Here is a 22849-nt window from a genome sequence, read left to right on the forward strand (position 1 = left end):
CAGCACCCGACACTAGCCTACGCGCTGCAGGCCGCTCCGCCCGACGCCGCGATTTCCCGCGCGGCCTTTGCGCCCTCCACCTGAAGCAGTGTCGGCAGCGAAACGCCGTTTTTGGCCGCCGTCACTTCCGCGAGAATCGACACCGCAATTTCAGGCGGCGTCCGGCTGCCGATATAAATGCCCACGGGCCCATGCAAACGGGCCAACTCGGTCTCGCTGAGATCGAATTCCTTCAGCCGTTCGCGCCGCGCCTGGTTATTGCGCCGCGAACCCAATGCGCCCACATAAAACGCCGGCGTCTTGAGCGCTTCCATCAATGCGAGGTCGTCGAGCTTCGGGTCGTGCGTGAGCGCAATCACCGCGCAGCGTTCGTCGAGCTTCATGTCGAGCACGGTGTCGTCGGGCATGGTCCGCACGATCTTCGTGCCGGGAATGCTCCACTCTTCCGTGTACTCTTCGCGCGGATCGCAGACCGTCACCTGATAATCGAGCCCCACGGCAATGTTGCACAGATAGCGCGACAACTGTCCCGCGCCGATCACGAGCATCCGGTAACGCGGGCCGTGAATCGTCAGAAGACGCTCGCCGTCGAAGTGCACGCCGTCGGTCGCGAGCGCCTTGCCGAGTTGCGCCTTGCCGCTCGCCATGTCGAGCTCGCGCGCGACGAGCCGTCCTTCTTCCACCGCATGACAGAGTTCGGCGATGCCGCTTTGCGGCGTCAACGGTTCGAGCACCAGTTGAATCGTGCCGCCGCAAGGCAACCCGAAGCGATGCGCTTCTTCGGCCGTGATGCCGTATTTCACCGCCTCGGGATGCGTCTGTTCGATGCCCCTTTGCCGCACGCGATCGATCAGATCGTCTTCGATACAGCCACCCGATACCGAGCCCACCACGAGTCCGTCGTCGCGCACCACGAGCATCGCGCCCTCGGGCCGCGGCGACGAGCCCCACGTCTTGACCACTGTCACCAGTAGCGCGCGATGTCCTTCCTCCAGCCAACGTGCGCTGGACTTCAGGACTTCGAGATCCACGCTGTCCATGATTTCTTCCTCTTCGTTGCATCGCCACCGGACTCGCCTTCCTCGGCGTCGGTCGATGCAGTATTGTGCCCCGCCGCGTCGGCGGCTGCAGCGTCCGGAACATTGCCGGCGTCGTCGGCTTCGGCGGCATTCGTATTGTCTCCGCCGACCTGGGCGCTAAAGCGCTTGAAGAATTCGCCGGCGATCTTGCGCGCCGCGCCGTCGACGAGCCGCGAGCCTATCTGCGCAAGCTTGCCGCCGACCTGCGCGCTCGCCGTGTAGCTGAGCTTGGTCGCGGCGTCGCCGTCGGCTTCGAGCACGACGCGCGCGTTGCCCTTCGCGAAGCCGGCCGCGCCGCCCTGGCCTTCGAACACGATGTTGTATGAAGTTGGCGCGTCGATGTCGGTGAGCTGCATGCGTCCTTTGAAGCGTGCTTTAACCGGCCCGACCGCCGCGCTCAGCGCGACGAGATACGCATTTTCGCCGTCCGGGTCGATGCTTTCGCAGCCGGGAATGCACGCGCGCAAAACCTCGGTGTCGTTGAGCGCGTCCCACGTGCGCTGCTGCGAAACCGGCAGCGTATGAGTTTCGGTCAGTTCCATGAACTTGCTCCTGCGGTTGGCGTGGCAAGAACGCGCGGACGCGGCGCGCGCGTGAGTTGCGCGAAGTCGTGGCCGAACGCGGCCAGGCTCTCGAGATTATGAACGGGGCGATGGGCGTCGACATACGGCAGGATCGCCAGCACGCCGCGCGCCTTCGGAGAAAAGCCGCTGTAACGCAGCAGCGGATTGAGCCATACGATGCGATGCGCGAAGCGGCGCAAGCGCGCCATTTCGGTGTCGAGCACGTCGATGGCTTCGTGATCGAGTCCATCGGTCACGAGCAGCACGCTCGCGCGCCCGGCGAGCACGCGCCGCGCCCAACGTCGATTGAATTCGGCGAGCGCCGCGCCGATGCGCGTGCCGCCCGACCAGTCGACAACCTGCTCGGTCAGCGCCGCAATGGCCACGTCGGGATCGCGCTCGCGCAGCGCGCGCGTCGCGTTGGTGAGCCGCGTGCCGAACAGAAACACCTGCAAGCGTTCGCGCGACTGCACGAGCGCATGGCAGAAATACAGCACCGCGCGCGAGTAACTGCTCATCGAGCCGGAGATGTCGAGCAACAGCACGAGCGGCGGCTTGCGCTCGACCACCGCGCGATACTTCCACACGGTCCAGTCGCCGCCCGCGCGCACAGCCTGCCGCGCGCTCGCGCGCAAGTCGGCATGCGTGCCGTGCGAGGCGGCCTTCAGGCGCCGCGTCGGTTCTTTCGCGAGCGGCAGGCGCTGAGCGCGAATCAGGTGACGCAGCGTGCGCCACTCATCGGCGGAAAGGGTGTCGAAGTCGCGATGACGCAGCCGCTCTTCGGCGCTGAACGTCGCGTGCGCGCGCAGTTCATGCTGCTCGGTTTCCTGCGGCTTGTGCGTATTCGGCGAGGGCGGCGCGCGGACCGCGAGCGCGTCGGCGAGACGGTTGTTGCGTTTGGGCGGCGGCAGGCCGTCGCGGACTTTCGGCAACAGCAGCGCGCGCAATTTGCCTTCCCAATCGGGATCGCGCCAGAAGAGCTCGAACGCGGCGTTGAACAGATCGCGTTCGTCGGGCGCGGAGACGAGCGTTGCGGCGAGTGCGGCGCGTACGTCGTCGCGGCGGCCGAGGTCGATCCAATGCAGAGCGGCGAGCGCGTCGACGGCATGCGCGGGCGACATCGGCAAACCGGCGCCGCGCAACACGCGCACGAAATGCACGACGTTGCGGGCAAGCGTGGGCGTGTCGTTGGTTAGCGATGCGGTGGGGGCTGAGTTCATGGCGTCCGTCATCCGTTGAACGCGCGCGGTATCGCCGTCTCCCATGCTGTCAACGCGAGTTGGCGTCGTCATGCCGCTATCCCGGCGCCGCGAGACACTGCGCGATCTGCTCCGCGTCGACGCGCGCGAGATCGTCCTGATACTTCAGCAGCACGCCAAGGGTGTTCTGCACCGATTGCGGATCGAGTTCCGTCACCGAAAGCGCTTCGAGCGCGCGGCACCAGTCGATCGTTTCGGCGATGCCCGGCGCCTTGAACAGATCCATGCCGCGCAGCCGGTGCACGAAATCGACCGCACGCCGCTGCAGTTCCGCCGACGTCGCGCTCGCGCGCGCCGCCACGATCTCAAGCTCGCGATCACGCTCGGGATAACCGATCCACTGATAGAGACAGCGGCGCTTCAGCGCGTCGTGCACTTCGCGCGTGCGGTTCGACGTCATCACGACGAGCGGCGGCACGGCCGCGCGCACGGTGCCGTACTCGGGAATCGACACCTGGAAATCGGACAGCAGTTCGAGCAGGAACGCTTCGAACGGTTCGTCGGCGCGATCGATCTCGTCGATCAGCAGCACGCGCCGCGCGCCCGGATGGTTTTCGTCGGGCATCAGCGCTTGCAACAGCGGACGCTTCAGCAGAAATTCGCCGCGATACAGCGTGTCGTTATCGGGGCGCTCGCCGGCGGCTTCGGCGAGACGCAGCGCCATGATCTGCCGCGGATAGTCCCACTCATACAGCGCGCTCGCGGTATCGAGTCCTTCGTAGCATTGAAGCCGCAGCATCGACGTGCCGAGCATGCCCGCCGCCGCTTTCGCAAGCTCGGTCTTGCCGACGCCCGGCTCGCCTTCGACGAACAACGGACGCTCCATGCGCAACGCAAGGTACAACGCCGTCGCCAGTTCGCGGCTCGCGAAATAGTTTTGCGCGGCGAGTTGCGCGAGGGTGTCGTCGATTGAAGCGGGGTGCATGGCGTTCCTGAATCTGCGCGGTCAGCGACGCGGGTGAGCGAATGCGGCCGACCTGAGCGTGTCGTTCAACATCTCAAGGCCGGCCGGACATGCAAAGGATCGCTAACTATTCGCCTTCGCCACCGCTCGCGCGGCGAGCACCGGAATCAGATGCGCGCGATACTCGGCGCTCGCGTGCATGTCGTCGTTCAGATTCGCGGCGGACAGGCTGACGGCACGCGCGGCCTCGGGCGTGAAATTTGCCGACAACGCGCTTTCCAGTTCGGGCACGCGAAACACCGAAGCCGCCGCGCCCGTCACCGCGACGCGCACGCCGCTTGCAAACTTCGCGACGAACACGCCGACGAGCGCGAAATGCGACGCGGGGTTGCGAAACTTTTCATAAGCCGCGCGCTCGGGGACCGGAAATTCGACGCCGACGATTAGTTCGTCCGGTTCCAGCGCGGTCTCATACATGCCCACAAAAAATTCGCTCGATGCAATGCGCCGCCGCTGCGTGACGATGGTGGCGTCCAGACCCATCGCCGCCGCCGGATAACAGGCGGCCGGATCGTTGTTGGCCAGCGACCCGCCGAGCGTGCCGAGCGCGCGCACCTGCCGGTCGCCGATATGCGCGGCCAGTTCCGCGAGCGCCGGCAACACGCGCCGCAGTTCCGCGTGTTCCGCGACATCGGCGTGACAGACGGCTGCGCCGATCTTCACCGTGTTGGCGTCGACGGCGATCGACTTGAGCGCGGGAATGCGCGTGACGTCGATCAGTTGCGACGGCTGCGCGAGACGCAGCCGCATGGTCGGCAACAGGCTCTGCCCGCCGGCGAGAAACTTCGCTTCGCTGTCGGCGGCGATGGCCGCGGCGGCCGCTTGCGGGTCCGTCGCGCGTTGATACTCGAATGAATACATGTCGAATGCTCCGCTCAGGATCTCAATGGGCTGCCACGTTTGCCGCGTGAATCGCCGACCACACGCGATGCGGCGTGGCCGGCATTTGCAGATCGGTCACGCCGAGTGGCGCGAGCGCGTCGATGATCGCGTTGATCACCGCCGGCGGCGAGCCGATCGCGCCCGCTTCGCCGCAACCTTTGACGCCGAGCGGATTGTGCGTACACGGCGTGCCCTTCGCGGTTTCGACGGTGAAGTCGGGCAAGTCTGACGCGTGCGGCATCGCGTAGTCCATGTATGAGCCGGATAGCAACTGGCCGCTTTCGTTGTCGTACACGCAGCGCTCCAGCATCGCCTGTCCGATGCCTTGCGCGAGGCCGCCATGCACCTGGCCTTCGACGATCATCGGATTGATCACATTGCCGAAGTCGTCGACGGCCGTGAACTGCTGGATCTCGCACACGCCGGTATCAGGATCGACTTCGATCTCGCAGATATACGCGCCCGACGGATACGTGAAGTTGCTCGGATCGTAGAACGCGCTTTCCTCGAGGCCCGGTTCGAGCACTTCGAGCGGATAGTTGTGCGGCACATACGCGGCGAGTGAAATCTCGGCGAATGCTTTCGTGCGATCGGTGCCCGCAACGCGGAACACGCCGTTCTTGAACTCGATGTCTTCCGCCGCGGCTTCGAGCAGATGCGCGGCGATTTTCTTCGCCTTCGTTTCGATCTTGTCGAGCGCTTTCATGATCGCCGAGCCGCCGACTGCGATCGAGCGCGAGCCGTACGTACCCATGCCGAACGGAATGCGTCCGGTGTCGCCGTGCACGATCTCGACACTGTCGAGCGGAATGCCGAGCCGGTCTGCGACGACTTGCGCGAAGGTCGTTTCGTGCCCCTGGCCGTGACTGTGCGAGCCGGTGAACACGGTGACCGAACCCGTTGGATGCACGCGAATCTGTCCGACTTCGAAGAGGCCCGCGCGTGCGCCCAACGCGCCCGCAATGTTCGACGGCGCGAGACCGCATGCCTCGATATAGCAGGAGTAACCGAGACCGCGCCGCTTGCCGTTCTTCTCCGATTGCTGGCGGCGCGCTTCGAAGCCTTTGACATCGGCGAGTTCGAGCGAGCGCGCGAGAATCGTTTCATAGTCGCCCGTGTCGTACGTGAGGCCGACCGGCGTCGCGTACGGAAATTCGCGGATGAAGTTGAGGCGGCGAATCTCGGCCGGGTCGATCTTCATCTCGCGCGCGGCTGTTTCGACGAGACGCTCGACCACGTAGGTTGCTTCGGGACGACCCGCGCCGCGATAAGCATCGACGGGAACGGTGTTGGTGAAGACCGCTTTGACCTCGGCGTAAATGGCGGGCGTCGCGTACTGGCCGGCGAGCAGCGTCGCGTACAAGATGGTCGGCACGCTCGAGGCGAACGTCGACAAGTACGCGCCCATGTTCGCGATGGTGTGAATGCGCATCGCGAGGAACTTGCCGTTGGCGTCGAGCGCGAGTTCGGCTTTCGTTACGTGATCGCGGCCATGTGCGTCCGAGAGAAAAGCCTCCGAGCGCTCGGCGGTCCACTTCACCGGACGGCGAATTTTCTTCGACGCCCAGGTCAGCGCGACGTCTTCGGCGTAGAGGAAAATTTTCGAACCGAAGCCGCCGCCGACGTCCGGCGCGATCACACGCAACTTCGACTCCGGCAGCGACAGCACGAAAGCGGCCATTAGCAGGCGCTCGACGTGCGGATTCTGATTCGCGACGTAGAGCGTGTAGCTGTCGTCCTGCGGCGAGTAGTTCGCGTTGACCGCGCGCGGTTCGATCGCGTTCGGCACGAGGCGGTTATTGACGATGTCGAGCGTGGTCACGTGCGCGGCTTTGGCGAACGCGGCGTCGGTCGCGGCTTTGTCGCCGTGGCCCCAGTTGTAGCAGACGTTGTCCGGCACTTCATCGTGAACGGCCGGCTGACCGGCGTCGGCTGCGTGCGCGGTGTCGACCACGGCGGGCAGCACGTCGTAATCGACTTCGATCAGTTCGGCGGCGTCTTTCGCGGCCTTGATCGAATCGGCGATGACGAGCGCGACCTGGTCGCCGACGTGGCGCACTTTCGTATGCGCGATGACCGGATGCGGCGGCTCGTTCATCGGCTTGCCGTCGGTGCTGTGGATCAGCCAGCCGCACGGCAGGCCGCCGACGTTTTCCGCGGCCATGTCCTTGCCGGTGAAGATCGCGACGACGCCCGGCGACTGCCTGGCCGCGGTCGTGTCGATGCTGTTGATCCGCGCGTGCGCATACGGCGAGCGCAGAAACACCGCGTAGGTTTGCTGCGGCAGCAGGATGTCGTCGGTGTACTGGCCGTTGCCCGTCAGGAATCGGTAGTCTTCCTTACGTTCGACGGAAGCGCCGATCAGGTTGTGAGTGTCGGGTGCGTTCATCGTCGGCTCCTCAGGCGGTGGCTTGCGCGGTGGCGCTTGCGTTCGCGTTTGCATTGGCGTTTGCAGTCGCGTTTGCGTCCGCGTTAGCCGCGCCCGAGGACTTCATGCCTGCGGCGCCTTCGAGCACGGCTTTCACGATGTTGTGATAGCCGGTGCAGCGGCACAGATTGCCGTCGAGTTGCGCGCGGACGTCGTCGCCGGTGAGATTGGGCTGACGTTCGACGAGCGAGATTGCGCTCATCACCATGCCGGGCGTGCAGAAGCCGCATTGCAGGCCGTGGCAGTGTTTGAAGGCTGCCTGCATCGGATGCAGCGCGCCGTCTTTGGCGAGACCTTCGATGGTGGTGATGCGCGCGCCGTCCGCCTGTGCCGCGAGGATGTTGCACGATTTGATCGCGCGGCCGTCGAGGTGGACGGTGCACGCGCCGCACTGGGCCGTATCGCAGCCAACGTGCGTGCCGGTGAGTCGGAGTTGATCGCGAAGGAACTGAACAAGCAGGGTGCCGGGCTCGACTGAAGCGCTGATGGGCGCACCGTTCACCGTCAGACTAATGCTGATCGCCATGAAGTCGTCTCCTGATGGGGGGAAACCGGACCGCTTTTGTTTTGCCTTCAGCCTGCTGCTCGTTCGCGAGGTCCGATTAGGGTGCTGCGGTTTTTTATGAGTCTGCCGAAAAGTAAAGCACAAATTGGGCGGGGGCGCTATGGGGGTTGTTTTGCCTTTCGGCGCTTTTTTTAACACCCTTGGCCTTTCCTTGATTTCGCTGTGGTCTATTCGCGTTGCCCCTGTGCGGGGCGGCACTCACTTTCTTTGCCGCCGCAAAGAAAGTAAGCAAAGAAAGCGGGCTTACACCGCCAGCTTTTAGATGGGTCCACCGGTTCGGAGACGGCAGTGGCGCGTCTTACATCCGTGTCCTCGCGCATTCGGCGCTCGTGACAAGGCAGTCATGCTTCCCGCCTCGCACTGCGTGCTCGCCGGAAGGGTTCGCTTACACCGTCCGCTTGCGTTTTTTCGCGGTGGGGGCCATCGGCTTCGCCTCGGCGAGGCGCACTCGAAGGCAATAGTTTTGCCTGGCGGGAATCTAAATGCCTGCGTTGCAATCGCGCTTTTGACGAACGCGGCGGCGGAGCCAGAAGAGCGCGAAGCGCAGCGACGGTCCGCGGCGCGGGGAACCGCAGAGTCCCCGCGACGACTCGCGGCCCGCGACACGGCCGAACGCGCGATGGTTTTGGGAACGACCGCTGCGGCGCGCGAAGCGTCGCCGGAAGAATGACTGCCTTGTCACTAACGCCGAATGCGCGAGGACACGGATGTAAGGCGCACCACTGCCCACTCCGAACTGGGGGAGCCATCTAAAAGCTGGCGGTGTGAGCCCGCTTTCTTTGCTTACTTTCTTTGCGGCGGCAAAGAAAGTGAGTGCCGCCCCGCACAGGGGCAACACAAATAGACCAAAGCGAAATCAAGGAAAGGCCAAAGCGAGCCAGTGGGACCCATTTATAAGCCACCGGTGTGAGCCCGCTTTCTTTGCTTACTTTCTTTGCGGCGGCAAAGAAAGTGAGTGCCGCCCCGCACAGGGGCAACGCGAAATAGACCACCGCGAAATCAAGGAAAGGCCAAGGGGGTTACTAACAACAACAACAACAACAACAAAAACCCCTGCCCTCATCGGGCCAAATGCGACCGCCTCCTCGAATACCCAAAATAAATCCCCATCCCCACCACCAACCAAACCAAAAAAGCCACCCAGGTAATAGCCTGCAAATTCACCATCAAAAACAGACACGAAGCGACAGCAAGCACCGGCACCACCGGCACACCAGGACACCGGAACGCCCGCGGCAACTCCGGATGCGTCCTACGCAAAACCAGCACCGCGATCGACACCATCGAAAACGCCGCCAACGTGCCGATGTTGATCAGTTCCGCCAAGACATTCAACGGCACCAGCGCTCCAATGAGCCCGAAGAAAATGCCGACGAGCCACGTCGTGAAGAACGGCGTCGCAAACCGCGGATGCACACGCGAAAGCCGTGCAGGCAACAAACCATCGCGCGACATCGCGAAGATCACGCGCGTCTGTCCGTAAGCCATCACGAGGATCACGGTCAGCATGCCGAGCACCGCGCCAAGATCGATGAAGCCCGCCACCCACGGCTGACCCGCAACCTGCAACGCATACGACACCGGATGCGACACGTTCGCGAACTGCGCCGACGGCACGATGCCGGTCACCACAGCGGCCACCGCGACATACAACACCGCGCACACGCCAAGCGACGCGATGATGCCGATCGGCAAGTCGCGCTTCGGGTTTTTCACCTCTTCGGCCGCGGACGATACCGAGTCGAAGCCGATGAACGCGAAGAACATCACCGCGGCCGCGCCGAACACGCCGTTCCAGCCGTTCGGCATGAACGGGTGCCAGTTCGCCGGCGTCACATGAAACACGCCGACCGCGATCACGAGCAGCACCACGGTCACCTTGATCGCGACCATCACGTTGTTGATCCGCGCCGACTCGCGCACGCCGACCGACAACAGCGCGGTGATCGCCATCATCACGAGGAACGCGGGCAGATTGAAGAGCGTTTCATGGCCGGGCAACGCGCCCGGCGCCGCCGTCAGCGCGACCGGCAACGACACGCCGAAACCGGACAGCAGCGATTGCAGATAACCGGACCAGCCCACCGAAACCGCGGACGTCGCGAGCCCATATTCGAGCATCAGATCCCAGCCGATGATCCACGCGGCCAGTTCGCCGAGCGTCGCGTACGAATACGTGTAGATGGAGCCCGCGACCGGAATCGTCGATGCAAATTCGGCGTAGGCGAGCGCCGCGAAACCGCACGCGACAGCCGCAATCAGGAACGAGATCATCAGCGCCGGGCCGGCTTGCACGGCGCCCGTGCCGGTCAGCACGAAAATGCCGGTGCCGATAATGGCGCCGACGCCGAGAAACGTCAGGTCTAGCGCACCGAGCGCTTTCTTCAGGCCGGCGTTCTGGGCGCTCGTCGCGAGCATGTGCTCGACGCTCTTCTTGCGGAACAGGGACATTGGCGGGGGTCTCCAGTAGTGCACGCGTGTCGCGCGCCGAATGTCGGGAAACCCGCGATTTTAGCGGATGCGCGCGCATGCACCTTTTTGGGACGCACTAAAAAGACGGGACTCTGGATACGTGGCGCTGGCGTGACCGAGCGGCATCGCAGCGGCAATCCAGCGGCAATCCAGCGGCAATCCAGCGGCAACCCGGCGGCAACCCGGCGGCAACCCGGCGGCAACCCGGCGGCAACCCGGCGGCATCCGACCTGCCGCAGCCGCCAGCTTACCCCGCCATCGCCGGATTGAGGTCGACGAGCCGGTTGCTCATCACATAGAAAGTGAGTTCGGCGTTGTTGCGCAGCTTCATCTTCTCGAGCAGGCGCGTGCGGTACACGCTCACCGTTTTCACCGACAGCGACAGCGCCTCGGCAATGTCGGTCAGCCGTTTGCCTGACGCGAGCATGCACAGGGTCTGGTATTCGCGGTCGGAGAGCTTTTCGTGCGGCAACTGCTCGCCGTCGAAGGAGACATAATCGGCGAGCGCCTCGGCCATCGCCGGGCTCACGTATTTGCGGCCGGCCGCGACCTGCTGGATCGCGCCGATCATCTGCGCGGCATCGACGGTTTTGGACAGGTAGCCGGCGGCGCCAGCCTTCAGCGCGCGCACCGCGTACTGATCCTCGCGATACATCGAGAACATCAGCACCGCCACGCGCGGCGCCTTGCGCTTCAGGCGCTTGAGCACTTCGACGCCGTTCATGTCCGGCAGCGAAATGTCGAGCAGCACGACGTCGAAACTGTGGGCCGCGACGGCGTCGAGCGCTTCGGCGCCGGTCTGCGCCTCGGTGACCTCGCGTGCGACGCCGCGATCCAGCAGCAACTGGCGCACGCCCTGGCGAACCACGGCGTGATCGTCGGCGAGCAGGATGCGCAGGCTCATGACGGCTCGCTCACGATTGCAGCGCGCGCAGGCCGCCGCCTGGCTGCGCGTCGGCGAGCATCGAGTCCCACGCGAAGCGCGCGCGCACGAGCGTGCCGCGCGGGCCTTCGCTATCGCTGCGTTGCGCCGGCTTTTGCGTCGGGTTTTGCACCAGCGGCTGGCCGCCGCGCCGGGCGGTCACGCTCAGCGTGCCGTCGAAGGCCGCACAGCGCGCTTTCATCCCGCTCAGCCCGAAATGGCCGTGTCTGCGATGCGCGTGGCGCGAAACGCCGACGCCGTCGTCGCTGACGATCAGCGTCAGATGACGACGGCTCGTTTCGATCCGCACGTCGGCGGATTCGGCGCGCGCGTGCTTGGCGATGTTATTCAGCGCTTCCTGCGCGACCCGGAACACGGCGAGCGCGGCGTCGGCGGAGAGGCGCGTGAGACGCACGTCGGCCGCGCAGACGAAGCTCGTGCGCAACTGCGTGCGGGCGGCGAAGTCGCCGGTCCACTGGGCGAGCGCGCCGACGATGCCGGCTTCGAGCGCCGGCGCATGCAGTTCGGCCACCGCCTGCCGGGTCGCGGCGCAAACGGCGTCGAGCGAGCGGTTGGCGACGGCGAGCGCGGCCGAGCATTGCGCCGGAGCGTCGGCGGGCAGCCAGGTTTCCACGCCGGCGAGCGCGAAGCGCGTCGCGGTCAATTCGGCGCCCACGCCGTCATGCAGTTCGCGCGCGACGTGACGGCAGGCCGCTTCCTGCGCCCGGACCAGTTCGGCGGAAAGCTCCCGCACGCGCGAGCGCAGGCGAGCCAATTCCCGTTCCGCCGACGCCGACGCCGACGCCGCCGCGCGGCCCGCGTCTTCGGCGGAGCGCGGCAACAAGGCCGACGAATGGCTGGTGAAACGGACGACAGTCGACGTATCCATGACTTTCTCTCAGAAAGCGGCGCGGACGGCGAAGCGGTGGCGCATCGGCGCCGCGAAGACGAAAGAGCGCATCAGGTCTCGGGCCTCCAATATGGCCGCCTCGGATGACTACGACGGGCAGATCACTACGCAGCAACGTAACGAAATTTACATTCAGTAACAACCGGGTCGTGCCATGAGCGGCAGTGAAATCGCCCGGCGGCGCGCCGCGATCATATCCCAAAAAAGAAAAAGATGCAGGCCCACCAAGGCTTACCGGCATTAGTTCACGTAACGCCTGACATGCCGCTCATGCCGTTCTGTAGGAAGATTGCCGACAGAAAATGTCAAATATCCGACGCCCAATTGTAACGGCGAAAAAAAAGGAGCCAGAAGGCTCCTTTTCCCTGGTTTCGCGGCGCGAACCGCGAAAAATCGCTTAACCGACGAACGCCTTTTCGACCACATAGTGGCCCGGCTCGTTGTTGCTGCCTTCCTGGAAGCCCAGGTCGTCGAGCAGTTTGCGCGTGTCGCGCAGCATGTGCGGGCTGCCGCAGAGCATCACGCGGTCGTTTTCGAGCGAGAAGCCCGGCACGCCGAGGTCTGCGAACAGCTTTTCCGTCTCGATGAGTTCGGTGATGCGGCCGCGGTTCTCGAACGCTTCACGCGTGACCGTCGGGTAATACAGCAGCTTTTCCTGCACCAGTTCGCCGAGGTGCTCGTGCGCCGGCAGGTGGTCGGTGATGTATTCCTTGTACGCCAGTTCGTCGACGAAACGGCAGGTGTGCGTGAGGACCACGCGCTCGTAGCGGTCGTAAATGTCCGGATCTTTGATGATCGACATGAACGGCGCGAGGCCCGTGCCGGTGGACAGCAGCCACAGCGTCTTGCCGGGCAGCAGGTTGTCCGCCATCAGCGTGCCGACCGGCTTCTTGCCGATCAGCACCTGGTCGCCCACCTTCAGATGCTGCAAACGCGACGTGAGCGGGCCGTCCTGCACCTTGATGCTCAGGAATTCGAGATGTTCTTCGTAGTTCGCACTCGCGAGGCTGTACGCGCGCAAGAGCGGCTTGCCGTCGACTTCGAGGCCCACCATCGTGAACTGGCCGTTTTCGAAACGGAACGACGGATCGCGCGTGCAGGTGAAGCTGAAAAGCGTATCGGTCCAGTGATGGACGCTCAGGACGGTTTGTGAATTGAGGTTGCTCATGGCTTCTTGGATAGTGCGAAAACAAAGGCGGCCAGTCGTTGGAGCCGGCCGGCACGGCAAGGGCGATGCTGCGCTCACCCGCGGGCGGAATGGCGCGCAATCCGTTATTTTACCGCGCCCGCCGCCAGCGGGCCGAGACGCGGCGATGGGGCGCGAAAAGCGAATCAAACAGCGAATCAAGCGGTCGAGCGGCGGTGATCAACCGGCGTTCGTCGAACTCATCATGCGGATTTCCGGCCGAAGAGCGCGGGCGCCGGTTTTCGCTGGGTCCGCCGGGTCCGCCGGGTCCGATTACGACCGGCGACGGGCAGTGCCAGGCGTGCTTGCCGCCGCGCGTCACCAAGGGTACGGCGATGGACGAAGGCCGCGCGGGGCGGCTGCCACCGGCTGTCCGGCTCGCGCCGGGTAGGCGCGCCGCGCGGGCAACATTTTCAGGATGATACAGAAAGCTGCCGTGCGGCGCAGCATAGACCCTGCCAATAAAGCAGGCAAACGGGCGGAAAACCAGGCTCGGGAATGTCAGCGTTTGCCCGCTGCAACCGCGCAACGAGTGACGTCGCGCCGAGGCTCGCGTTCGGCAGAAAGCGCATAGGCCCAGCCGGCGTCTGGTTTGTTTCTACGTGACAGACAGTTCGCAAGCGCAATCGTGTCGATCGAAAGCGCGCATTTCGTTCCGGCCCGCATGCAAAACCACGCCTGCGCCGTCACTCCACCCGCAAGCGCGCCATATACGGCAAATGATCCGACAGCCACGCGGTTTCCTGCGTCGGCGGAATCCATTCGATCGGCTTCATGCCGCGCACAAACATTTTGTCGAGCGCGAGGGCGGGCGAAAAAGCGGGGAACGTGCGGCCCGCCTCGCCGAGCAGCGTGGCCACTTCATGCAGGCCGTGCTCGCCGAAAAGCGGCACCGAATCGTTGCGCCAGTCGTTGAAGTCGCCGGCCAGCACGAGCGGACCGTCCGGCGCTTCCTTCGCGATCCAGTGAGCGATCCAGTTCATCTGACGCAAGCGCGCCGAGCGCGTCAGCGCGAGGTGCGCGCACAGCAAGGTGACCGAGTGTCCGCCGAAGGTCGCGCGCGCAACCAGCAGCCCGCGTTTCTCGAAGCGATGCGCGGAAATATCCCAGCGTCCGCCGAGATCCAGCGGATGCGGCGACAGAATCGCATTGCCGTGCCGCCACGATGGCTTGAACACGTTCGGCCCGAGCGCGATTTCCAGTTGCAGCGCCTGCGCGATTTCGGTCGCCTGACAATGCCAGACATCGTTCAAGGGATCGGCGACGGGCGCGCCGAAGCTGCTCGCCAATACCGGCGACGGCATGCGGCGCGCCATCGCTTCCTGCAGAAAATAGGCGTCCGCGTGGGTCGACTGAACCCAGCGCTGCATGGCTTGCCAGGCTTGAAAGCCGAGCGGCGTGCGGCCCTTGTGAAGGTTCCAGCTCACCGCCACGAAATCCTTGGGTGCTGTGCTTTCGCGGATCAATTCTTCGGGGTTTCGCATGCCGCGTTATCCACGTGTTCTGTTTTCGGAGCTTCGATTGTTCATGCGTTGTTCGCGGGTCTCTCAGGTTGGCTCTTCAGCTTCGCTTTTCAACCCCGTCGACGGAACGCGCTTGCGCCTGATTTGCCGCGGGTTTGTCGCTGGCTCGCAGCGCAGTCAGTTCACCGCACTGGCCGCGCTCGCCGCATCTGTCGCGCTTGCCGCATTGGCGCCATTCGTCAGATTTGCGCGGACGCGGTAGACGAGCGCCGGGTCTTTGTCGACGATCGTCCAGCTCGCCCATTGACCTGCCGCCACCTTCAGACCAGGATGGCTCGCGCTCACCTGGCGCGGCTGCGGCGGCAGTTTGCAGCCGGTGTCGGTCTGGCGCGCGGCACTGTCCTCGAACGTTTCCTGCGCCTCGATGGAAAGCGTCACTTCGTTACTGTCCGCCTGCAGCGGCGACACGGTGAGCGTGCGCGCCAGGTCGATGCTGCCCGCCGGCTGATCCTTGCAGCCGACGTTGTGCTGCACCACCTTGTGATGCGTGTCCGTGCGCGCCTGGCCGACCGTGGTCGTGCCGTCGAAGGTGTCGATCTGCTGCCCATTGAGCAGCACTTGCAGTTGCCATTGCACGACCTGCTGCTGCGGCCGCTGCTGCGCCTGTGCCAGCATCGAAGTGCCGATCAGCACGGCCGCGATAGACGTTTTCCACATAGAACGAATCTCCGGTGACTGCGTCCGGCAGCCTGGTCAGAGGGCCATCTTACGCCTGATGAGCGCAACGCTTTTCTGACACGTTAAACGGGGCCGGGTTCAGCAACAATCTATTTCGAAGCGCGCCGGTTATGCTCGCTGCGCGCCTGGCGCGGCTTTGCAGCATAACCGGCTGTTAGCAGCAGAGCCGCACGACTGCTGGCTTGCGTGCCGATCTGTCCTCGTTAAACTGGACCTGAAACGGCGTCCATCGGATGCCGCCTAGCAAGGCCAGTCAGACGGGGTGAGCAATGACAACAGCAATGGTCAGACAGGAAATCGCCGTAGCGTCTTTCAGTCAGGTGTACGACCTCGATCAGGTCGAGACCGCGCTGAACGATCTGAGCGAAGGCGCCAACGACGCCCTGCGCACAACCTACGAAAAGATGCTGAAAACCGGCAATCTGCGGTTCTGCGTGAAGCCGAACCGCATGCCGTCGATCGACGATCTGATCGACGCATTGCCGAACTTCGCCGATCCGCTCGACGACATCCGCAAGCAGGTCGCGCTCTGTCTCGAGACCGAGGACCGCCTGGAGCTGATGCCGATTCTGCTGCTCGGCGATCCCGGCATCGGCAAGACGCATTTTGCGAAGCAGTTAGCGCGCCTGCTCGGCACGGCTTATCAGTATGTCGCGATGAGCTCGCTGACGGCCGGGTGGATTCTTTCGGGCGCGTCGTCGCAATGGAAAAACGCCAAGCCCGGCAAGGTGTTCGACGCGCTCGTGAACGGCAGCTACGCGAACCCGGTGATTACCGTCGACGAAATCGACAAGGCTACCGGCGACTCGCAATACGATCCGCTCGGTGCGCTGTACGCGCTGCTGGAGCACGACACGGCGCAGAGTTTCATCGACGAATTCGCGGAAATTCCGATCAATGCCGGCCACGTGATATGGATTGCGACGGCGAACGACGCGCGCTCGATTCCCGAGCCGATCATGAACCGGATGAACGTGTATGAGATTCCGCCGCCGGATCGCGACGGCGCGCGCCGCATCGCGCAGTCCATCTACGCGGAGATCCGCGGCGCCCACAACTGGGGTCTGCGCTTTCCGGAGCAGCTCGGCGATGACGCGCTCGACGCGCTGAAAAACGCGTCGCCTCGCGAAATGCGCCGGGCGATTCTGAACGGCTTCGGCGCGGCGCGCATCGACGGACGCGACGAGATCGGCGGCGGCGACATCCGGCTCGACTTCGGCAACCGTCGCAGGCCGATCGGCTTCTAGGCAGCCACTGTCCATTCCCGCCAAAAACTGCAAGTGTCCGCACGATGCGCTGCCGCTGGAAACAGCGGGAGCGCATCGCCGTGCGCGCGGCGTCGTACAATTTGAGGCAGCGGTCGGATGACCGTTGTAAAACGGTCGCAAAACGGCAGTGCGTTCGGCAGCGAGCGGTGTACGGCGTTCGTTGGCCGCATGCTGTTGCCATCTACATGGATGAACGAGGCGGCGCGTAGCGAAGTCGGCTGCGTCGAGGGACATGGACCAGATCGAATGTGTCGTAATCGGCGCGGGCGTGGTCGGGCTCGCGGTGGCGCGTGCGCTCGCGGCGCGCGGGCGCGAAGTGATCGTGCTCGAAGCCGCCGAGGCAATCGGCGTGGGCACGAGTTCGCGCAACAGCGAAGTGATTCACGCGGGCATCTACTATCCGCGCGGCTCGCTGAAGGCAACGCTGTGCGTGCGCGGCCGCGAGATGCTTTACGACTATTGTGTCGAGCGTAACGTGCCGCATTCGCGCTGCGGCAAGCTGCTCGTCGCGACGTCGAACAATCAGATTCCGCAGCTCGACAGCATCATGGCCAAGGGCCGCGACAACGGCGTGCTCGACCTGATGCGCATTACGGGCAGCGAGGCGCAGGCGCTCGAACCGGCGCTCGAATGCGTGGCGGCCGTGTTCTCGCCGCAGACAGGCATTGTCGACAGTCATCAGTTGATGCTGGCCTTGCAAGGCGACGCCGAGCGCGACGGCGTGATGTTCGCGTTCCACTCGCCGGTCGAGGCAATCGAGGCGGGCAATGGCCGCTTCATCATCAAGGTCGGCGGCGACGCGCCCACCACGATCAGCGCCGCTTGCGTGATCAACAGCGCCGGGCTGCACGCGAACGCGCTGGCGCGCAAGATTCGCGGACTCGACGCGCGCCATGTGCCGCCGCTCTACCTCGCGCGCGGCAACTACTTCAGCATCTCCGGACGCGCGCCGTTTAGCCGCCTGATCTATCCGATGCCGAACGAAGCAGGACTCGGCGTGCATCTGACGATCGACCTTGGCGGCCAGGCGCGCTTCGGTCCGGACGTCGAATGGGTCGATGCCATCAACTACGACGTCGATCCCCAGCGCGCCGAATCTTTCTACGCAGCGATTCGCGCTTACTGGCCGGCGCTGCCGGACAACGCGCTGCAGCCGGCTTACGCGGGAATCCGTCCGAAGCTGTCGGGCCCCGGCGAACCCGCCGCCGATTTCGTGATCCAGGGACCGGCCGCGCATGGCGTGCGCGGACTCGTCAATCTGTTCGGCATCGAATCGCCGGGACTCACGGCTTGCCTGGCGATCGCGCAGCGGGTGTGCGAATTGAGCGGCCGCGCATGAGCGCACGCCGTTGCGCTTCACGCGGGCGGCCTGATGTCGTTGCGATTCGCTTATCTCTATCATTTGACCCGTCACCTGAGACGGCTTCATTGATATCCTTGGGGACCGCTGTCATCAGAACGGCGATCAGTTCAATATAAATGGAGTGAGTCCCCATGAAAGCTTCCCGTCGCACGTTTTTGATTTCCAGTATCGGCGTGGCCTCGTCGCTGGCACTGTCCCGCCAGGCATTCGCCGATGCACCGAAGGTCGCAGAAAGCGACCCGACCGCACAGGCGCTCGGCTACAAGGAAGACGCCAGCAAGGTCGACAAGGCGAAGTTCGCCAAGTACGCACCGGGCCAGGACTGCGGCAATTGCAGCTTCTATCAGGGCAAAGCGAGCGATCCGTACGCGCCGTGTCCGATGTTCGCCGGCAAGCAGGTTGCGGCGAAGGGCTGGTGCAGTGCGTATAACAAGAAGGCCTGATCGCGTGGTTCTCACGCTGCCTTCATGCGTTGGCTGAAGTGCGCTGCAATATGACGGGCAGTTCGGCGCGCTGATCGCCGAACTGTTCCCCTGCGGATTTGCGCTGCACGGGTTTATCGTTGGTCTACCGCATTGCCGTGACGATGTTCGGCGGCTTTGGACCGTTCGTCGTCACGTCGCTTACCGAGGCGAGCGGCTCGCCGCTCCCACCGACTTATTACTTGATGCGCGGACTGGCTGCGTCGATCGTCGCAGTGGCTTGCATGCCGGGCCATCGTCACGTCGATGCCGACGCACGCGCGACGCAAACCGTTCACCTCACATCGCACCGCCTAGCTGCGCGCCTTGATCAGCGGCGGACGCTTGTCGAACCACGGCCGTGCCGCTTCGAGTTGCGCGGCAAGGCGCAGCAGCGTGGCTTCGCCGCCGTCGCGGGCCGCGAACTGCACGCCAACGGGAAGTCCGCGCGCATTCCAGTAAAGCGGTATCGACATGGCCGGCTGGCCGCTCAGATTGAAGAGCTCGGTGCAGCCCGCCCACGCAAACGCCTTGTTCGACGCCTCGGCGAGCAACTTCTTCATCAGCGGCTCGAGCGGCATCGCGCTGACTGCGCGCATCTGCATGCGCTCGGCCTGCGTCGGATGCATCTCGCCGATCTTGATGGGCGCCGCGGCGAGCGTCGCGCAGAGGATCACGTCGTAGCGGCTCAACAGATCGGTCAGACGTTCGGTGATGCGGCGCTGTTCTTCGAGCGCCCCGGGCAGGCCGCGCTCACCGAGCTTGCGGCCCACGTGCGCCATCGCCCACGTCGAGATTTCGAACTCGTCGCGCGACGGCTTGCGTCCGGTGATGCGCTCGGCGTTCAGCACGAGGTCTTCCGCCGTGACGGACCACAGCGTGAGAAACGCGTGCCTGACCGCGTCGAAATCGATCCCGAGCGAAACAGGCTCGATGTTGTGTCCGAGCGAGCTTGCAAGTTGCGCGGCGTCTTCGAGCGCGGCGCGTGCATCGGCGGAAAGCGACGGGGCGAGCATCGGCTCGGTCACGTACGCAATGTTCAGCGGTTTGCACGGCTCGCGGCTCGCGCCGAGAAACGTACCCGGCGCGCCGAGCGGACGGTCCGCGTTGCCCGCGAGCAGGTCGAGCAACACCGCGCTGTCGCGTACGCTGCGCGAGATGGCGTGATCGACGCCGAGTTCGCCGGCCGCGACCGCGGCGGGCATGCGCGGCACGCGTCCACGCGAGGGCTTGAGCCCGAACAGTCCGCAGCACGACGCGGGGATGCGGATCGAGCCGCCGCCGTCCGATGCATGCGCGAGCGGCACGATGCCCGCCGCGACTGCCGCTGCCGCACCGCCGCTCGAGCCGCCGGGCGTATGGTCGAGATTCCACGGATTACGGCACGCACCGAATAGTTCGGGCTCCGTATAAGGCATTTGACCGAGCTCCGACGTGCTCGTCTTGCCGAAGATGTTGAGGCCCGCCGCTTTGGCGAGTGCGACGACGGGCGCGTCGTCGGTGGGAATGAAGTGGCGATAGTGACGGCTGCCCATCGTCATGCGCAGGCCCGCGACGGCGGCGCCCAGATCCTTGATCAGATACGGCACGCCGGCGAGCGCGGTCTGCGCGGTTTGCGGGCTGTCGGCGTCCGCGCCATTTGCGCCGTTGATGCCGTTCGCCATGCTCGCGTCGTAACGCGACGCGCGTTCGCGGGCGGCTTCGTAGTCCTTCAGCACGATCGCGTTGATCGCGGGATTGACCGCTTCCGTGCGCGAGATCGCTGTGTCCAGCAACTCGCGCGCGCTGGCTTCGCGAGTCCGCACGAGTTCGGCCAGGCCGAGGGCGTCATGGGCGAGATAGTCTGATAGCACGGCGGAAAGGACCTCGCTGGCGGATGTGGGATGTCCATCGTCGATGCACGCAAGCGGCGACGCGGCGGCACAGCTACGCCGTGATTTGCCGCCGCGTGCATCGACGCAAAGAGAGCGGACGCGGCGCGCCGCCCATCAAGCGTAACCGACTCGCGCGCCGCCGCGGCGAGCCTATCGCGTCAGTGCGTGACTTGCGTCACTTGCCCGACTTACAGCCGCTCGCCGAGGAACGTCAGCGTGCGGCCATGCGCGAGCGCGGCGGCGCGCTGGTTGTACGACGCACGGTCCGAACAGTTGAAGCCGTGATCCGCGTTCGGATAGATGTGGAACTCGGCATCGGTGCGGCCGGCAAAGCGCTCCTGAATCTGACCGACGGCCGACAGCGGAATATGCTGGTCGAGTTCGCCGTAGTGAAACTGCATCGGCACTTTGACCTTCGCGGCTTCGTCGAGCTTGTTCTGAATGCCGCCGCCGTAATAGGCGACCGCGGCGTCGACGCTGCCGCGCGCGGCCGTCAAATATGCAAGCAGTCCGCCGAAGCAGAAGCCGATTGCCGCAATCTTGCCGGTGACTTCGGGCATCGCGCGCAGCGCCGCGGCCGTTGCGCCGATGTCGTCGGCCGCCTGGTTTGCGTCGAGCTTCTGCATCAGTTCGACGCCCTTCGCGCGGTCCGCGCCTTCATACGTCAACTCGACGCGCGGCTGCACGCGCCAGAACACGTCGGGTGCGAGCGCGACGTAGCCGTCTTGCGCATATTGATCCGCGACCGAGCGGATATGGCTGTTCACGCCGAAGATTTCCTGAATGATGATGACAGCCGGTCCCTTGCCGCTTTTGGGCAGCGCGAGATAGCCGCCGAACGTGTCGTTGCCGGCGGGAATGTCGATCCATCGCGAAGTGATGCTCATGGTGTCCTCCGTAATCGCGCGCGGTCGCGCGAATGAATTGAGTGGGCGAGTTGAGACAAAACGAATGCAAGAGGCGCGAATGCCTGAAGCGGGCGGTCAGTGTGCCACCAAAAGAAAGCCGGTGCAGGCACCCCCGGCAAAGCCTTGCGAACAGCCTTCGAAAGCCCGTTCGACGGGCATCGTCAAGGCAATCTCATTGGACGATCCGAACGTTCTCGATTATTCATTTTCCTGTTGCGCGTCGCGCCGGTAGAGTCCACGGTAAGGTCTCGCGGGGATGGCGAGCGGATTGCGCGAAGGAGAATCGATCATGAGTGAAGGCAGTTTTGTGACGCCGTTTGCCGAGCGTTTTGGCTTGCGTGTGCCGGTCGTGCAGGCGCCGATGGCGGGCGCCACGACGCCCGAGTTGGTCGCGGCCGTGTCGAATAGCGGCGGCCTCGGCACGCTGGCCGGTGCGGCGCTGTCGCCGGAGAAAATCGCGAGCGACGTCGCGGCGATTCGCGCGCTGACGGATCGCCCGTTCGGCGTCAATCTGTTCGTGCTGCAGCCTGCCGCGCCCGACGACGCCACCGTGCGCCGCGCGCTCGAAGCCATCGACCCGGTGCGCGCGGACCTAGGTTTGCCGCCGGGCCGGCCGCTCGAACGCTACGCGCCGGATTTTCGCGCGCAGTTGGAGGCGCTGATCGAATCGCGTGTGCCGGTGGTCAGCTTCACGTTCGGGCTGCTGTCACGCGAAGACGTCGCGCGGCTGCAGGCGAACGGTCAATATGTAATCGGCACCGCGACGCATGTTGCGGAAGGCGTCGCGTGGCGCGACGCGGGCGCCGATGCGATCGCCGCGCAGGGTTCGGAGGCGGGCGCGCATCGCGGCACGTTCATCGGTTCATTCGAAGAAGCGCTGGTCGGCACGATGGCGCTCGTGCCGCAAGTCGTCGACGCAACCGGACTGCCGGTGCTCGCCGCCGGCGGCATCATGGACGGACGGGGAATCGTCGCCGCGCTCGCGCTCGGCGCGCAAGCCGCGGTCATGGGCACCGCGTTCCTGACTTCCCGCGAAAGCGCGATACCGCAGGCATGGAAAGACCGGCTGCGCTCGATTTCCGACACGTCGACTTCGGTGACCTACGCGATCACTGGCCGCCACGCGCGCGGCATCCGCAATCCGCTGATGCAGCGCCTGAGCGAAGCGCCGCAGAAGATCGCGCCGTATCCCGTGCAGAACGCATTGACGCAGGAGTTGCGTCAGACGGCCGGCCGCGCGCAGAACGGCGATTATCTGTCGCTGTGGTCGGGGCAAGGTGCGCCGCTCGGCCGCTCGCGGCGCGAGGACTTCGGCGCGGCAGAACTGATGGCCCAACTCGACGACGAATGGCGTGCGGCAAGCGCCGGCATCGCGGCGTTCGTCGCTGGATTTAAACGCTGAACCGCGACGAGTCAGGACGCGTGCCGCCCCCGCTTGCGGCGCGCGTCGTTTTCAAAAAAAGTGCCGGCCGCTCGAATCCATTTCGACGTATTCCGCCTCATTCGAACCATTAACGGTTTGACTCGCTAAAACCTTTAGCGCT

The 22849-nt window shown here is 64.7% G+C and carries 20 protein-coding genes and 1 pseudogene; 6 read left to right on the plus strand and 15 right to left on the minus strand.

Annotated features, from left to right (window positions below; all coding sequences use genetic code 11):
- Positions 1 to 17: 17 nt before the first annotated feature.
- From CUJ91_RS00870 to CUJ91_RS00920, 10 genes are all read right to left on the minus strand, one after another.
- Positions 18 to 1040: an XdhC family protein gene (locus CUJ91_RS00870; RefSeq protein ID WP_053857380.1), complete on the minus strand. Its 1023-nt coding sequence runs from the start codon at positions 1038 to 1040 to the stop codon at positions 18 to 20.
- Positions 1013 to 1621 carry an SRPBCC family protein gene (locus CUJ91_RS00875; protein ID WP_029969481.1) on the minus strand — a complete coding sequence of 203 codons (609 nt, stop codon included), beginning with the start codon at positions 1619 to 1621 and terminating at the stop codon, positions 1013 to 1015. Before CUJ91_RS00875 ends, CUJ91_RS00870 begins: the two co-directional genes overlap by 28 nt.
- A complete protein-coding gene (locus CUJ91_RS00880; protein WP_044021450.1) occupies positions 1612 to 2874 on the minus strand; it encodes a vWA domain-containing protein in 1263 nt (420 codons plus the stop codon). Before CUJ91_RS00880 ends, CUJ91_RS00875 begins: the two co-directional genes overlap by 10 nt.
- Positions 2875 to 2938: 64 nt before the next feature.
- Entirely contained in the window at positions 2939 to 3826 is an 888-nt protein-coding gene (locus CUJ91_RS00885) for an AAA family ATPase (protein ID WP_006050496.1), read from the minus strand.
- Positions 3827 to 3928: 102 nt separating this feature from the next.
- Positions 3929 to 4726, minus strand: coding sequence for an FAD binding domain-containing protein (locus CUJ91_RS00890; RefSeq protein ID WP_006050495.1), 798 nt, complete (start codon positions 4724 to 4726; stop codon positions 3929 to 3931).
- Positions 4727 to 4748: 22 nt separating this feature from the next.
- Entirely contained in the window at positions 4749 to 7136 is a 2388-nt protein-coding gene (locus tag CUJ91_RS00895) for a xanthine dehydrogenase family protein molybdopterin-binding subunit (protein WP_029969485.1), read from the minus strand.
- Between the two features lie 10 nt (positions 7137 to 7146).
- A complete protein-coding gene (locus CUJ91_RS00900; RefSeq protein ID WP_006050493.1) occupies positions 7147 to 7701 on the minus strand; it encodes a (2Fe-2S)-binding protein in 555 nt (184 codons plus the stop codon).
- A gap of 1098 nt (positions 7702 to 8799) precedes the next feature.
- Complete coding sequence (gene bcaP / locus CUJ91_RS00910; protein WP_029969492.1) at positions 8800 to 10191, minus strand: branched-chain amino acid transporter BcaP; 1392 nt, start codon at positions 10189 to 10191, stop codon at positions 8800 to 8802.
- A gap of 268 nt (positions 10192 to 10459) precedes the next feature.
- Positions 10460 to 11116, minus strand: coding sequence for a response regulator transcription factor RqpR (gene rqpR / locus CUJ91_RS00915; RefSeq protein WP_006050491.1), 657 nt, complete (start codon positions 11114 to 11116; stop codon positions 10460 to 10462).
- Between the two features lie 10 nt (positions 11117 to 11126).
- The gene (locus CUJ91_RS00920; protein WP_114155700.1) at positions 11127 to 12023 is read right to left on the minus strand and encodes a sensor histidine kinase; all 897 of its coding nucleotides are present in this window, start codon (positions 12021 to 12023) and stop codon (positions 11127 to 11129) included.
- On the opposite strand from CUJ91_RS00920, the gene CUJ91_RS34095 reads away from it, so the two are divergent.
- The gene (locus CUJ91_RS34095) at positions 12022 to 12183 is read left to right on the plus strand and encodes a hypothetical protein (protein WP_161966559.1); all 162 of its coding nucleotides are present in this window, start codon (positions 12022 to 12024) and stop codon (positions 12181 to 12183) included. The two genes, CUJ91_RS00920 and CUJ91_RS34095, sit on opposite strands and share 2 nt — an antisense overlap.
- Positions 12184 to 12441: 258 nt before the next feature.
- On the opposite strand, the gene CUJ91_RS00925 is transcribed toward CUJ91_RS34095, so the two are convergent.
- From CUJ91_RS00925 to CUJ91_RS00935, 3 genes are all read right to left on the minus strand, one after another.
- On the minus strand, positions 12442 to 13212 hold the full coding sequence (locus CUJ91_RS00925; RefSeq protein ID WP_006050489.1) for a ferredoxin--NADP reductase: 771 nt from the start codon (positions 13210 to 13212) through the stop codon (positions 12442 to 12444).
- A 704-nt stretch (positions 13213 to 13916) separates the two neighbouring features.
- Positions 13917 to 14714 (minus strand): endonuclease/exonuclease/phosphatase family protein, encoded by a 798-nt coding sequence (locus CUJ91_RS00930; protein WP_006050488.1) that lies wholly within the window; start codon positions 14712 to 14714, stop codon positions 13917 to 13919.
- Between the two features lie 156 nt (positions 14715 to 14870).
- Positions 14871 to 15410, minus strand: coding sequence for a hypothetical protein (locus tag CUJ91_RS00935; protein ID WP_114155701.1), 540 nt, complete (start codon positions 15408 to 15410; stop codon positions 14871 to 14873).
- Positions 15411 to 15700: 290 nt separating this feature from the next.
- Here CUJ91_RS00935 and CUJ91_RS00940 point away from each other — a divergent pair, with 290 nt between their 5' ends.
- The 4 genes and pseudogenes from CUJ91_RS00940 to CUJ91_RS34660 form a co-directional block, all read left to right on the plus strand.
- The gene (locus CUJ91_RS00940; RefSeq protein WP_029969498.1) at positions 15701 to 16678 is read left to right on the plus strand and encodes an AAA family ATPase; all 978 of its coding nucleotides are present in this window, start codon (positions 15701 to 15703) and stop codon (positions 16676 to 16678) included.
- Positions 16679 to 16931: 253 nt separating this feature from the next.
- Positions 16932 to 18038, plus strand: coding sequence for an NAD(P)/FAD-dependent oxidoreductase (locus CUJ91_RS00945; RefSeq protein ID WP_114155702.1), 1107 nt, complete (start codon positions 16932 to 16934; stop codon positions 18036 to 18038).
- Positions 18039 to 18193: 155 nt separating this feature from the next.
- Positions 18194 to 18505, plus strand: a complete 312-nt coding sequence (locus CUJ91_RS00950; protein WP_006050484.1) for a high-potential iron-sulfur protein — start codon at positions 18194 to 18196, stop codon at positions 18503 to 18505.
- 49 nt (positions 18506 to 18554) lie between these two features.
- A pseudogene (locus CUJ91_RS34660) lies at positions 18555 to 18804 on the plus strand (MFS transporter); the annotation flags it as partial.
- A gap of 33 nt (positions 18805 to 18837) precedes the next feature.
- On the opposite strand, the gene CUJ91_RS00960 reads toward CUJ91_RS34660, so the two are convergent.
- The gene (locus CUJ91_RS00960; RefSeq protein ID WP_114155703.1) at positions 18838 to 20376 is read right to left on the minus strand and encodes an amidase; all 1539 of its coding nucleotides are present in this window, start codon (positions 20374 to 20376) and stop codon (positions 18838 to 18840) included.
- Positions 20377 to 20585: 209 nt separating this feature from the next.
- Positions 20586 to 21284 carry a dienelactone hydrolase family protein gene (locus CUJ91_RS00965; RefSeq protein WP_006050482.1) on the minus strand — a complete coding sequence of 233 codons (699 nt, stop codon included), beginning with the start codon at positions 21282 to 21284 and terminating at the stop codon, positions 20586 to 20588.
- Positions 21285 to 21594: 310 nt separating this feature from the next.
- On the opposite strand from CUJ91_RS00965, the gene CUJ91_RS00970 reads away from it, so the two are divergent.
- Positions 21595 to 22707: an NAD(P)H-dependent flavin oxidoreductase gene (locus tag CUJ91_RS00970; RefSeq protein WP_114156659.1), complete on the plus strand. Its 1113-nt coding sequence runs from the start codon at positions 21595 to 21597 to the stop codon at positions 22705 to 22707.
- Positions 22708 to 22849 lie beyond the last annotated feature (142 nt).

The sequence above is a fragment of the Paraburkholderia graminis genome (assembly GCF_003330785.1).
GTDB classification, from domain to species: Bacteria; Pseudomonadota; Gammaproteobacteria; order Burkholderiales; family Burkholderiaceae; genus Paraburkholderia; species Paraburkholderia graminis.